The following is a 13,039-nucleotide window of genomic DNA, read 5'->3' as shown; positions in this document are numbered from 1 at the left end:
TCATTGCCCTGCGACAGGTTTCAGTTCGATACGTTTAATATCACCCACCAGCACCAGATAGCTCACTACAGCAATCAGCGCATGCACCCCGACGTAAATCAACGCACCGTTAAACGAGCCAGTGGTACCTACGATGTAGCCGATAGCAATTGGCGTGACGATACCGGAGATGTTGCCAAACATATTGAACAGACCGCCGCTCAAACCGCTGATCTCTTTTGGCGCAGTATCGGCCATCACCGCCCATCCCAACGCACCGATACCTTTGCCGAAGAAGGCCAGCGCCATAAAGCCGATGATCATCCACTCCATGTTGACGTAGTTACAGAACACCATCACCATCGACAACAGCATACCCAGTACGATTGGCGTTTTACGGGCGATATTCAGCGAACCGGTACGGCGCATCAACCAGTCGGAAATAATGCCGCCGAGTACGCCGCCTGCGAATCCGCAAATGGCCGGAACCGAGGCAACAAAACCGGCTTTCAAAATCGACATACCGCGTGCCTGTACCAGATAAACCGGGAACCAGGTGATAAAGAAGTAGGTCAGCGCGTTTATGCAGTATTGGCCGATATAAATACCGATCATCATTCGTGAGCCCAGCAGTTGCTTGATCTGCCCCCACTTCACGCTGAACGGCACTTTGGCTTTGGCTGCCGCCAGATCCATATTGATCAGCGCTCCGCCTTCGGCAATGTAGTCCAGCTCTTTTTGGTTTACGCCCGGATGCTGGTTCGGTTCATGAATCACCTTCAGCCAGATAAAACTGATAACAATCCCGAGACCGCCCATAAAGAAGAACACATGCGACCAGCCCACTTCGTGGGTCAACCAGCCCATGATTGGCGCGAAGATCACGGTGGCAAAGTACTGCGCCGAGTTAAAAATAGCGACCGCCGTGCCCCTTTCCTGCGCCGGGAACCACGCCGCCACAATACGACTGTTGCCGGGGAAGGATGGCGCTTCGGCTAACCCCACGAGGAAGCGCAGGGTAAACAGCGCAACGATAATGCCGAAGCCGCTGAAGATATCGACGAAGCCCTGCAGCAGGGTAAACATCGACCAGATAAAAATGGACCAGAAGTAAACACGTTTTGAACCGAAGCGGTCGAGCAGCCAGCCGCCGGGGATCTGACCGATAACATAGGCCCATGAAAAAGCGGAGAATACATACCCCATCCCTACCGCATCCAGACCAATATCTTTGGCCATCTCCGAGCCGGCAATGGATAAGGTGGCGCGATCGCCGTAGTTGAAGGATGTGACGATAAACAGCATCACCACTATCCAGTAGCGAGCGTTAGTGCGTTTTTCCGCGCTGCTCGCCGCCTGACTTAATGAACTCATTGTTGCACTCCTGAATCTTGGCTTTCGCCAGTTCATTCTGTACAGCACCTGTAGGGTGATCAGAATGAGAGGTTAGTGTGTGGCAGTTTTGGTACAGCTCAGGGCCGTTTTATTCTGACTCGCTGCCTTTTCGGGAACTGACGGGAAAAGTATATGAAGGAGTGCCTCTTACCCTCACCGTGCAAAAACACAACATTGCGGGAGGTGAATGAGGTTGTTTATGGCATAAGCCTAAGGGAATGGAAGATGCTTCACGAAATTGGCGTTTGGTGGGAGTTTTGTTGCCGGGTAGCAACGCCTTACCCGGCCTACGATCCAAAAGAGAGTAACAGGCCCGTGCAAGCAAAGCGCTGCCGGGCGAAAGGTTATTTAAGCAAGGTTCCCCAGTTTTCTACCCAGGGATTGGATTCGCTTTCCGGTTCAGGATGCTCGCTGGCGTCAATCAGCAGCATTTCCCCAACACGGTGGGCGCTTTGTTCCTGCAACAGTGCATCGAACTGCTTGCCGCCATTGCAGAAATTAACATAGCTACTGTCACCCAGCGCAATTACCCCGTAATGCAGATTTGGCTGGAAACCGAGATTATCTTTGATCCCCTGAAACAGCGGCACGATGCTATCCGGCAGATCGCCCTGCCCGGTCGTTGAGGTCACCACCAGCACATATTTTTCCTGATATTCCTGCCAGTCGCTGAGCTCGGGATCTTCGAACACCGTGGCTTTATGGCCCTGCGCCGTCAAAATAGCTTCGGCCTCTTCGGCAACCAGCAACGCGTTTCCGTACATCGTGCCGACAAAAATTCCAATTTCCGCCATAACCGTAATCTCCTGGGACTTAAGAATCTATCTGCTCATCCTGACCTGACAGCCCGCTGAACTCAACCCTTTCATTCTCAGGGAGAAGTCCACGCCAGCCAAACTGTGATAGCGCCTGCATCCAGACATCATCCAGCCCGGCGCGAATAACCAGCGGTTCGCCGGTAAAAGGATGAGTCAGCGCAAGCTGGCTGGCATGAAGCATCAAACGCTGACAGCCAAAGTGCTCAGCGGCGCTGCGGTTTTGCCGCAAATCACCGTGCTTACTGTCACCGATAATCGGATGGCGTAAGTGCGCCAGATGGCGTCTGAGCTGGTGTTTTCGACCGGTTTTAGGATCCAGTTCCACCAATCCGTAACGGGTCGTCGGATAACGTCCGGTCGCTACCGGCATCTCAACCGTCGCCAAACCGCGATAATGGGTGACGGCAGGCTGCGGGCCTTTATCATCACGGGCAAATTTATCGGCGATCTTATCCAGTTCTTCGACCAGCGGGTAATCCAGCACGGCATCATCCATCAGCCAGCCACGCACAATCGCATGATAGCGTTTCTGAATTTGATGATGTTCAAATTGCTGTGACAGCAGCCGCCCGGCTTCGCTGGACAGCCCCATCAGCAGTACCCCGGAAGTCGGTCTGTCGAGTCGGTGGGCGGTAAAAACGTGCTGACCAATCTGGTCGCGTACCGTTTGCATCACCACCACTTTCTCATCCCGGTCGAGCCAACTGCGGTGAACCAACCAGCCCGAAGGTTTGTTAACTGCGACCAGCCATTCGTCCTGATACAGAATCTCCAGCATCAGGCGTTATCACTTGTAAACAGTGCATCCAACTCCTGCAATGCCGTCAGGAGAATTTCGCGTTGCGGGTGATCGGCTGCCAACGCCATTTCGTAATACGGTGCGACGGCAAAAGCCTGCGGAAGCGGCTGAGCGTTATCAATCAGCGTATGCATGCGGGGAATCAATACCCATTGCAGCCACTCAACCGGCTCCATGGTATCCATACAAAAAGGCTGCGTGCTGGTAAACAGATGCTCTGCAGGCTCATCCAACCGCCAGTGATTATGTTCACGCAGTAGCGCTTCAAGCGCGTGTAACTGCTGGCGCACACGGTCATGAGTCGTCATGAAATTAACCTCAATGATGAAAAATCTGGCGCGAAGAATAGCACTAGTGAAGGGAAATAAAAAAAGGGAGCACTGTAAAAACAGTGCTCCCGGTTCGTTTCGCAGCGTTCCAGCTACTTTTAGTGCTCCCTGCTCATCCGTGACAACTTTTCCTGTGGTCTTGCGACCTTGTCCATCCTGAACTTGTGCATCCTGCTCACATCACCCCGATGTGAAAACTTCATCCTGAAGTGTCCTGGCCATCCTGACCCGCCGAACATCCTGACCGGCTCTCATTCTCCATCCTGGAGGTGTCCCTTAACGCATCCAGCGCTTTCCGCTTTGCTTCATCCTGAAGCCTGTCCTTGTTGCACCGTCCTGGTGTGTCCTGCCGAAGAGCCATCATCCTGATGTTCTCTTCGTTGTGCGACTCCTTGTCGACAGATATAGAATCGCCTGTTTCGCCTTGTCTTACAAGATGCTTACAGACACTCCCTTAAGATTATTTTCGTATGAAAGTTGACAATAAAACATTAACTTTATGAATAATAAGGAATAATTATTTTATCCGTTCATTAAGTCTTTACTTATTACCTGGCAATGTCCTACAGGGTTTGTAAGAGATCTCTCACAAGGTTCAGGGCAATCTGGATTACAGAACTGGCTTAAGCTGAGTGAGAAATTCCGCAAGTGAGTCTGCCAGCACCGTTCGTTTACGGGTTCCCAGCGTTTCTTTGCACACTTCACCGGAGAGATTGCACACCGAAATGACGTCAAGCTCATTGTCCTGGGTGGCAATAAAAAGCGTAGGCGACAGCTTGAGGCGCTTTTGCGTAACCAGGTGACCAATCAGGTTTTCCTGAACGCGCCTGAAGTCGTCTTCGCTCCAGGTTTGCAGCAGCGTTAGCTTTTCATCCGCAAACTGCGCGTGCATGTCCCCGGCAAACTGGGTGGTGTAAAAAGCGTGAACGGCTGGTTGTATCACGATATCAAAGGCGCGTTCAACCGCATTGAGGTTTTTTTCGCCGACAAAAGGCTGAGGTTGCCAGAATACCGCATCGTCTGTGGAAGAAATGATGCACGGAGAAGGTACGCCATACAGCTCTTCGCTGAGGGGCCAGCTGTTGTTTTTTTCATGCCATGCGTCGCAATAACGTGTCGTAAAGGCTGTCAACGCCTGCGCTGTCAATTCGTCCACTGATTTCTCTCTTCACAAAAGCCAGGATACACTTGTCGCATAGTGTATCTGGTTTATGACGGTGAAACATGTCCTCTTATGAAAATCATCAGGCGCTTGACGACCTGACTCTCGGTAAATCAACAGATTACCGTGACAATTACGATGCCAGCCTGCTGCAGGGCGTTCCACGCAGCCTGAACCGCGACCCGCTGGATTTACAGGCCGATAATCTGCCTTTTCACGGTGCCGATATCTGGACGCTATATGAACTGTCTTGGCTGAATGCCAACGGTTTACCGCAGGTAGCGGTCGGTCATGTAGAACTGGATTACACCAGCGTAAATCTGATCGAATCGAAAAGCTTTAAGCTTTACCTGAACAGTTTTAACCAGACGCGTTTTGATTCCTGGGATGCGGTACGCCAGACGCTGGAAAACGATCTGCGCGCTTGTGCTCAGGGTGATGTCAGCGTAGCGCTGTACCGTCTTGACGAACTGGAAGGACAACCGATAGCCCACTTTAACGGCACCTGTATCGACAATCAGGATATCGTCATCAATAACTACCAGTTCAGCACAGAGTATCTGGAAAATGCCGTTGGCGGTGAAAAAGCGGTGGAAGAGACGCTGGTCAGCCATCTGCTGAAGTCTAACTGCTTGATCACCCACCAGCCGGACTGGGGCTCCATACAGATTCAGTATCGCGGACGAAAAATCGATCGCGAGAAGCTGCTGCGTTATCTGGTCTCCTTCCGTCACCATAATGAGTTTCACGAGCAGTGCGTGGAACGCATTTTCAATGACATTCTGCGCTTCTGCCAACCGGAGAAACTGAGCGTTTACGCGCGCTACACGCGACGTGGCGGCCTGGACATTAACCCATGGCGCACCAACACAGATTTCACCCCAGCAACGGGGCGTCTGGTACGTCAGTAATCTTTTTTCTCAATTTTGCGTGCCGGATTCCGCGCGCAAGGTTGTGAAAGGTCATAAGCCAGGGCTATTGTAATCAACAGGGAATGACGTGTTGCGTCCCATAAGGAGTTTACTTGATTACACATATTAGCCCGCTTGGCTCAATGGACATGTTGTCGCAGCTGGAAGTCGATATGCTTAAACGCACGGCCAGCAGCGACCTGTATCAACTGTTTCGTAACTGTTCGCTTGCCGTTCTGAACTCCGGCAGTTTGACCGACAACAGCAAAGAGCTGCTGTCACGCTTTGAAAGTTTCGACATTAACGTGCTGCGCCGCGAACGGGGCGTAAAGCTGGAACTGATCAACCCGCCTGAAGATGCGTTTGTTGATGGACGCATTATTCGCGCACTGCAGGCCAACCTGTTTGCTGTGCTGCGCGACATTCTGTTCGTCAATGGCCAGATCCATAACGCCGGTCGCTTTCAGCATCTGGATCTCGAAAGCTCGGTGCATATTACCAACCTGGTATTCTCGATCCTGCGCAATGCCCGGGCGCTACACGTGGGTGAAGCGCCGAACATGGTCGTCTGCTGGGGGGGTCACTCAATCAACGAAAATGAGTACCTGTACGCCCGTCGCGTTGGTACCCAATTGGGCCTGCGCGAACTGAACATCTGTACCGGCTGTGGTCCGGGGGCGATGGAAGCGCCAATGAAAGGCGCTGCGGTCGGTCACGCCCAGCAACGATACAAAGACAGCCGCTTTATCGGTATGACCGAACCGTCAATCATTGCCGCTGAGCCGCCTAACCCGCTGGTTAACGAACTGATAATCATGCCGGACATTGAAAAACGTCTGGAAGCGTTCGTGCGTATCGCCCACGGTATAATCATCTTCCCTGGCGGCGTAGGGACAGCAGAAGAGCTGCTGTATCTGCTGGGGATCCTGATGAACCCGGCCAACAAAGATCAGGTTTTACCGCTGATCCTGACTGGACCAAAAGAGAGCGCCGATTACTTCCGCGTGCTGGACGAATTTATCGTGCACACGCTGGGGGAAGATGCGCGTCGCCACTATCGCATTATCATAGACGATGCAGCAGAAGTGGCTCGTCTGATGAAAAAAGCGATGCCGCTGGTGAAAGAGAACCGCCGTGACACCGGTGATGCCTACAGCTTTAACTGGTCGATTCGTATCGCGCCTGATTTGCAGATGCCGTTCGAGCCGTCCCATGAAAACATGGCTAACCTGAAGCTGTACCCGGATCAACCCGTGGAAGTACTGGCGGCAGACCTGCGCCGTGCGTTCTCGGGGATTGTAGCCGGTAACGTGAAGGAAGTCGGGATCCGCGCCATCGAAGAGTTTGGCCCGTACAAAATCCACGGTGACCGCGAAATGATGCGCCGCATGGACGATCTCCTGCAGGGCTTTGTTGCACAGCATCGTATGAAGTTACCTGGCTCCGCGTATATCCCTTGCTACGAGATTTGCGCCTAACCTCCAACAGCCGCCAGCAGACGCTATCGCGGTGACAGTTTTGTCCATATCAAAGCCGGGTTTGGCGCATCAGCCTCCCGGCTTTTTTTAGTGATACCAGTCACATAGCTCAGACGATCATATAAATACTGATGATGTTTCATTAAAAATAACGCGCTGCGCAAACGATTACCTTTAAAACCCAACCGTGATTTATCTTAGGAAATTATTATTAGTCGCCAAAATCCTCTAAAAACAACAGTTTTTACAGCGTAACGCTCGTATCTTCGCGCCTTCGCTTTCATGATATATGTCGTTAATGTTAGCCTTCGCGCCCGTAAATTCGCTTTGACTATTTTTTAACAGATTAATGGTCCAAATTTATCCACATAAAAGGTGGATTATTGCATTTGGGATCGCGATCACTGATACATTCATTACTAAAATGTATCTTTCCGCCCGCAAATTATTACGGCGAAAAATTATATAAAAAATCGCTCAACGAATTTCGATTTACAGTCGGGTATTTTCTCATTGGATTGACCCCAAACCCGACTTTTTAAGCTTCCTCCAGGAGAAATAGATGGAAAACACTCAAACCAGCACTATCGTTACGGGCCAGACCCGCAGCGCATGGCGCAAGACAGATACCATGTGGATGCTGGGCCTTTACGGCACGGCGATTGGCGCGGGTGTATTGTTCCTGCCGATTAACGCAGGCGTAGGCGGTATGATTCCGCTGATCATCATGGCGATCCTCGCTTTCCCAATGACCTTCTTTGCACACCGCGGCCTGACTCGCTTCGTGCTGTCCGGTAAAAATCCGGGTGAAGACATTACTGAAGTTGTAGAAGAGCACTTTGGTGTAGGCGCAGGTAAACTGATTACCCTGCTCTACTTCTTCGCTATCTACCCAATTCTGTTGGTCTACAGCGTAGCAATCACCAACACCGTCGAAAGCTTCCTGACCCACCAGCTGGCAATTACGCCGCCGCCGCGCGCAATCCTGTCTCTGATCCTGATTGTCGGCATGATGACCATCGTGCGTTTCGGTGAGCAGATGATCGTGAAGGCGATGAGCATCCTGGTATTCCCGTTTGTTGCCGCCCTGATGCTGCTGGCGCTGTACCTGATCCCTCAGTGGAGCGGTGCCGTTCTGGAAACCCTGTCCTTTGACTCTGCAGCAACCACCGGCAACGGACTGCTGTTGACCCTGTGGCTGGCAATTCCGGTAATGGTGTTCTCCTTCAACCACTCACCAATCATCTCCTCCTTCGCCGTGGCGAAGCGTGAAGAATACGGTGATGAAGCTGAGAAGAAATGCTCTAAGATTCTGGCATTCGCTCACATCATGATGGTGCTGACCGTTATGTTCTTCGTCTTCAGCTGCGTATTTAGCCTGACCCCAGCGGATCTGGCCGCAGCGAAAGAGCAGAACATCTCTATCCTGTCTTACCTGGCAAACCACTTTAACGCGCCGATCATTGCCTGGATGGCACCGATTATCGCGATTATCGCTATCACCAAATCCTTCCTTGGCCACTACCTGGGCGCACGTGAAGGTTTCAACGGTATGGTGATTAAGTCTCTGCGCGGCAAAGGCAAAACCATCGAAATCAACAAACTGAACAAAATCACTGCGCTGTTCATGCTGGTAACCACCTGGATTGTGGCGACGCTGAACCCAAGTATCCTCGGTATGATTGAAACCCTGGGTGGCCCAATCATCGCGATGATTCTGTTCCTGATGCCGATGTATGCAATTCAGAAAGTACCGGCAATGCGTAAATACAGCGGCCATATCAGCAACGTCTTCGTTGTGATTATGGGCCTGATCGCTATCTCCGCTATTTTCTACTCTCTGTTCAGTTAATTCCCCTGCGCCGCTCCTCGGGGCGGCGCACCTCGATACACAATGGACGCCTCATGATTAGCGTATTCGATATTTTCAAAATCGGCATTGGCCCTTCCAGCTCCCACACTGTTGGCCCGATGAAAGCAGGCAAACAATTCACGGATGACCTGATTGCACGCGGAATTCTCACTGACGTAACCCGCGTAGTGGTTGATGTCTATGGCTCCTTGTCTCTGACGGGGAAAGGTCACCATACCGACATCGCGATTATTATGGGCCTGGCGGGTAATCTGCCGGATACCGTAGACATTGATGCCATCCCGGCCTTTATCCAGGATGTGAATACTCATGGACGTTTGCTGCTGGCGGACGGTCAACATGAGGTCGAGTTCCCGGTCGACAAGTGCATGAATTTCCATGCGGACAATCTGTCCCTGCACGAAAACGGGATGCGTATTACCGCACTGGCGGGCGAAAAAGCCATTTACAGCCAGACTTACTATTCCATTGGCGGTGGGTTCATCGTTGATGAAGAACATTTTGGTTTACCGAACAACTCGCCGGTAAACGTGCCGTATCCGTATAAATCTGCGGCTGATTTGCAACGTCATTGCCAGGAAACCGGCCTGTCACTTTCCGGTCTGATGATGCAAAACGAACTGGCGCTGCACAGCAAAGAAGAGCTGGAACAACACTTCGCCAACGTCTGGGACGTCATGCGCAGCGGGATTGAGCGCGGCATCACCACCGAAGGTGTATTGCCGGGCAAACTGCGCGTTCCACGTCGCGCGGCGGCGCTGCGTCGTATGCTGGTCAGCAGCGACAAAACCACCACTGATCCGATGGCGGTTGTTGACTGGATCAACATGTTCGCGCTGGCCGTGAACGAAGAAAACGCTGCCGGTGGACGCGTGGTTACGGCGCCAACTAATGGCGCATGCGGGATTGTTCCTGCCGTGCTGGCGTACTACGACAAGTTTATCCGCGAAGTGAACGCTAACTCGCTGGCACGCTACATGCTGGTCGCGAGCGCCATTGGTTCACTGTACAAGATGAACGCCTCAATCTCTGGCGCCGAAGTGGGCTGTCAGGGTGAAGTCGGCGTTGCCTGCTCCATGGCTGCGGCCGGTCTGGCTGAACTGCTGGGCGGTAGCCCAATGCAGGTGTGCATCGCGGCGGAAATCGGTATGGAACATAACCTGGGTCTGACCTGCGATCCGGTTGCCGGCCAGGTGCAGGTACCGTGCATTGAGCGTAACGCCATTGCTTCGGTTAAAGCAGTGAACGCCGCACGTATGGCGCTGCGCCGTACCAGCGAACCGCGCGTGTGCCTTGATAAAGTCATCGAGACCATGTACGAAACCGGTAAAGACATGAACGCCAAATACCGTGAAACATCTCGCGGCGGTCTGGCGATGAAGATTGTCACCTGCGATTAAGTCCCACCACGTTTCAGGATCTGTAGGCCGGATGAGGCGCTCGCCGCCATCCGGTCTACGGATAACGCTATTTCGCAACACTCGCCTCCCCTCGCCGTGAATGTTACCCTACAAACTTATTTGTTAGGGAGAACACCGTGGCCGTCCACCTGCTCATTGTCGATGCACTGAATCTTATCCGCCGCATTCACGCCGTACAGGGCTCACCCTGCGTAGAGACGTGCCAGCACGCGCTCGATCAGCTGATTGTGCACAGTCAGCCTACGCACGCCGTGGCGGTATTCGATGATGAAGCGCGCAACAGCGGCTGGCGTCACCAACGGTTGCCTGACTACAAAGCCGGTCGCCCCCCGATGCCTGATGAATTGCACCAGGAAATGCCCGCCTTACGCGCCGCTTTTAAACAGCGCGGTGTCTGCTGTTGGGTCTCCAGCGGGAATGAAGCCGATGATTTAGCCGCAACCCTGGCGGTTAAAGTGAGCCAGGCGGGACATCAGGCTACCATCGTCTCAACCGATAAAGGCTATTGTCAGTTGCTCTCCCCGACGCTACGTATTCGTGACTACTTCCAGAAGCGCTGGCTGGATGCACCGTTTATTGAGAAAGAGTTTGGCGTGCTGCCGCAGCAGTTGCCTGATTACTGGGGACTGGCCGGGATCAGCAGTTCGAAAGTACCGGGGGTTGCAGGTATTGGTCCCAAAAGCGCCACGCAGCTGCTCGTACAGTTTCAACATCTGGAAGGCATTTACGCGCATCTTGATGAAGTACCGGACAAGTGGCGCAAGAAACTAGAGATGCACCAGGAGATGGCGTTTCTGTGTCGCGATATCGCACGGCTGCAAACGGACTTACATATCGACGGAAACCTGCAGCAATTACGGTTGGTGCGATAGGTCTGTTGCCGAATGGCGCTGTGCTTATCTGGCCTACACGTCGAACACCCCGGTAGGCCGGATAAGGCTTTCACGCCGTCACGCTGAAAAATTACCAGGCGGTGTGGTACAGCTCAACGATATCCCCAAGATTCGCTTCACGGGGATTTCCCCCGGTACAAACATCGTCCAATGCCGCCTGCGCCAGCGCAGGAATATCCTCTTTACGTACGCCAACATCGCGTAAATGCGGTGGGATCCCTACATCGCGGTTAAGGGCGAAGACGGCATCCACTGCCGCTTTACGTGCCTCTGCCAGCGTCAGCCCTTCAACCTTAACCCCCATCACCCGGGCGATATCGCGAAATTTTTCCCCGGTGAATTCGGCGTTATAGCGCATCACGTGCGGCAGCAAAATGGCATTTGCTACGCCGTGTGGCGTGTTATAAAACGCGCCTAACGGGTGTGCCATTCCATGCACTAATCCCAGACCAACGTTGGAAAAGCCCATCCCGGCCACGTACTGGCCCAGCGCCATCGCTTCCCCGGCCTGGGTATCGCCCGCAACGGAACCACGTAATGCCCCGGCTATCATTTCAATAGCTTTAATGTGCAGCGCATCGGTAAGCGCCCACGCCGCCCGCGTGATGTACCCCTCAATAGCATGGGTCAGGGCATCCACTCCGGTGGCGGCTTTTAGCGCCGCTGGCATGCCGTCCATCATGTCAGCATCGATGAACGCTACCTGTGGGATGTCATGAGGGTCGACACAAACAAACTTACGCCGATTTTCTTCGTCAGTGATCACGTAGTTAATGGTCACTTCCGCTGCCGTTCCCGCGGTGGTTGGGATAGCCATAACCGGCACGCTCGGGCTGTGCGTTGGCGATAACCCTTCAAGGCTGCGTACATCCGCAAACTCAGGGTTATTATTGATAATGCCAATCGCTTTACAGGTATCCTGAGGGGAGCCTCCGCCGATGGCGATCAGATAGTCTGCGCCGCTTTGCTGAAAGACACCCAACCCTTCCTGCACTACCGCAATGGTTGGGTTAGGAATAACGCCTGAATAGATTTCCCATGCCAGACCAGCAGCATCCATTCGGGAAGTCACCTTATCGACAACGCCGCACTGCACCAGATTTTTATCAGTCACAATCAACGCTTTGCGATAACCACGACGGATGACTTCATCGGTTAATGCACCAACAGCTCCCCGGCCAAACCATGCCGTTTCGTTCAGAATCATTCTGTTCGCCATCGTATTTCTCCTTTTCGCTATGCGAAATTACTCTTCAATGCGTAATCCGTAAGATTTGAATTTCTCCAGCACAATGGCGATCTCCTCGTCATCCAGCACCGGCACCGGGTCGACAATCGCCAGCGTGCTCAGATAAAGGCGGGCCAGAACTTCCACTTCATGCGCCAACCACAGTGCTTTTTCCAAATTCGCTTCACAAGCAATCAACCCATGGTGCTGTAAAAGCGTTGCCTTACGGTTTTTCAGGGCGACGCTCACATGCTCTGACAGCTCTCGTGTACCAAACGTCGCATAAGGCGCACACGGAATAGAGTTCCCCCCAGCCGCCGCAATCATGTAGTGAATTGCCGGGATAGGGCGATTAAGAATAGAAACGGCCGTGCAATGTACGGCATGGTTATGGACAACCGCATTGGCATCCGGACGCGTCTGGTATGCCGCCAGGTGAAAACGCCATTCACTGGAGGGTAATTGTCCTTTATCATATTTCCCGTCGTTATCTACATACACGATCATATTTTCAGTAAGTCTTTCGTAAGGAATACCGCTGGGCGTGATCAGCATCCCATTTTCATAACGCGCACTCACATTTCCCGCCGTCCCCTGATTCAATCCAAGGCTGGTCATTTCAAGGCAGGTTTCAATGATTTCTCGCGACAAACGCATTCTTTCCATAATGATTCTCCGGGTACAGTTTCCCCTCGTCTTTATTGCGAAAAATGCAGCCGCAGAGTAAGACGGGTCAGGTTTCAGATACAGGCA

12 protein-coding genes are annotated in these 13,039 nt (G+C 52.6%); 5 read left to right on the top strand and 7 right to left on the bottom strand.

Features of this window, described 5'->3' with window-relative positions:
- The 5 genes from gudP to syd form a co-directional block, all read right to left on the bottom strand.
- On the bottom strand, positions 1 to 1,353 hold the full coding sequence (gene gudP, locus HV243_RS05025) for a galactarate/glucarate/glycerate transporter GudP (RefSeq protein ID WP_181603935.1): 1,353 nt from the start codon (positions 1,351 to 1,353) through the stop codon (positions 1 to 3).
- Positions 1,354 to 1,718: 365 nt separating this feature from the next.
- A complete protein-coding gene (locus tag HV243_RS05020; protein ID WP_047357903.1) occupies positions 1,719 to 2,168 on the bottom strand; it encodes a flavodoxin in 450 nt (149 codons plus the stop codon).
- A gap of 19 nt (positions 2,169 to 2,187) precedes the next feature.
- Positions 2,188 to 2,970 carry a tRNA pseudouridine(65) synthase TruC gene (gene truC, locus HV243_RS05015; protein ID WP_003825671.1) on the bottom strand — a complete coding sequence of 261 codons (783 nt, stop codon included), beginning with the start codon at positions 2,968 to 2,970 and terminating at the stop codon, positions 2,188 to 2,190.
- A complete protein-coding gene (locus HV243_RS05010; RefSeq protein WP_016154244.1) occupies positions 2,970 to 3,299 on the bottom strand; it encodes a YqcC family protein in 330 nt (109 codons plus the stop codon). The genes truC and HV243_RS05010 overlap by 1 nt, the downstream gene beginning before the upstream one ends.
- 631 nt (positions 3,300 to 3,930) lie before the next feature.
- Complete coding sequence (syd, locus tag HV243_RS05005; RefSeq protein WP_019077584.1) at positions 3,931 to 4,476, bottom strand: SecY-interacting protein; 546 nt, start codon at positions 4,474 to 4,476, stop codon at positions 3,931 to 3,933.
- A 68-nt stretch (positions 4,477 to 4,544) separates the two neighbouring features.
- On the opposite strand from syd, the gene queF reads away from it, so the two are divergent.
- From queF to xni, 5 genes are all read left to right on the top strand, one after another.
- Complete coding sequence (queF, locus tag HV243_RS05000; protein ID WP_053389427.1) at positions 4,545 to 5,393, top strand: NADPH-dependent 7-cyano-7-deazaguanine reductase QueF; 849 nt, start codon at positions 4,545 to 4,547, stop codon at positions 5,391 to 5,393.
- A gap of 113 nt (positions 5,394 to 5,506) precedes the next feature.
- Positions 5,507 to 6,871, top strand: coding sequence for a nucleotide 5'-monophosphate nucleosidase PpnN (ppnN, locus tag HV243_RS04995; protein WP_003840366.1), 1,365 nt, complete (start codon positions 5,507 to 5,509; stop codon positions 6,869 to 6,871).
- A 562-nt stretch (positions 6,872 to 7,433) separates the two neighbouring features.
- The gene (locus HV243_RS04990; RefSeq protein ID WP_016154247.1) at positions 7,434 to 8,723 is read left to right on the top strand and encodes an HAAAP family serine/threonine permease; all 1,290 of its coding nucleotides are present in this window, start codon (positions 7,434 to 7,436) and stop codon (positions 8,721 to 8,723) included.
- A 53-nt stretch (positions 8,724 to 8,776) separates the two neighbouring features.
- Complete coding sequence (locus HV243_RS04985; RefSeq protein ID WP_016154248.1) at positions 8,777 to 10,144, top strand: L-serine ammonia-lyase; 1,368 nt, start codon at positions 8,777 to 8,779, stop codon at positions 10,142 to 10,144.
- A 137-nt stretch (positions 10,145 to 10,281) separates the two neighbouring features.
- Positions 10,282 to 11,037: a flap endonuclease Xni gene (xni, locus tag HV243_RS04980; protein ID WP_053389426.1), complete on the top strand. Its 756-nt coding sequence runs from the start codon at positions 10,282 to 10,284 to the stop codon at positions 11,035 to 11,037.
- Positions 11,038 to 11,128: 91 nt separating this feature from the next.
- Here the strand turns inward: xni and fucO are convergent, their stop codons facing one another.
- Both fucO and fucA read right to left on the bottom strand, forming a co-directional pair.
- Positions 11,129 to 12,277 carry a lactaldehyde reductase gene (gene fucO / locus HV243_RS04975; RefSeq protein WP_053389425.1) on the bottom strand — a complete coding sequence of 383 codons (1,149 nt, stop codon included), beginning with the start codon at positions 12,275 to 12,277 and terminating at the stop codon, positions 11,129 to 11,131.
- A 27-nt stretch (positions 12,278 to 12,304) separates the two neighbouring features.
- Positions 12,305 to 12,952: an L-fuculose-phosphate aldolase gene (fucA, locus tag HV243_RS04970; protein ID WP_003034062.1), complete on the bottom strand. Its 648-nt coding sequence runs from the start codon at positions 12,950 to 12,952 to the stop codon at positions 12,305 to 12,307.
- Between the last annotated feature and the right edge of the window lie 87 nt (positions 12,953 to 13,039).

The sequence above is a fragment of the Citrobacter sp. RHBSTW-00599 genome (assembly GCF_013784065.1).
Lineage (GTDB): Bacteria > Pseudomonadota > Gammaproteobacteria > Enterobacterales > Enterobacteriaceae > Citrobacter > Citrobacter braakii.
This window is presented reverse-complemented; position numbering and strand designations above follow the sequence as displayed.

Coding starts and splice junctions, on each gene's coding strand:
- HV243_RS05020 (WP_047357903.1), bottom strand. CDS start 2,168: ATGGCGGAAATTGGAATTTTTGTCGGCACGATGTACGGAAACGCGTTG.
- HV243_RS05010 (WP_016154244.1), bottom strand. CDS start 3,299: ATGACGACTCATGACCGTGTGCGCCAGCAGTTACACGCGCTTGAAGCG.
- gudP (WP_181603935.1), bottom strand. CDS start 1,353: ATGAGTTCATTAAGTCAGGCGGCGAGCAGCGCGGAAAAACGCACTAAC.
- truC (WP_003825671.1), bottom strand. CDS start 2,970: ATGCTGGAGATTCTGTATCAGGACGAATGGCTGGTCGCAGTTAACAAA.
- HV243_RS04990 (WP_016154247.1), top strand. CDS start 7,434: ATGGAAAACACTCAAACCAGCACTATCGTTACGGGCCAGACCCGCAGC.
- queF (WP_053389427.1), top strand. CDS start 4,545: ATGTCCTCTTATGAAAATCATCAGGCGCTTGACGACCTGACTCTCGGT.
- HV243_RS04985 (WP_016154248.1), top strand. CDS start 8,777: ATGATTAGCGTATTCGATATTTTCAAAATCGGCATTGGCCCTTCCAGC.
- fucO (WP_053389425.1), bottom strand. CDS start 12,277: ATGGCGAACAGAATGATTCTGAACGAAACGGCATGGTTTGGCCGGGGA.
- fucA (WP_003034062.1), bottom strand. CDS start 12,952: ATGGAAAGAATGCGTTTGTCGCGAGAAATCATTGAAACCTGCCTTGAA.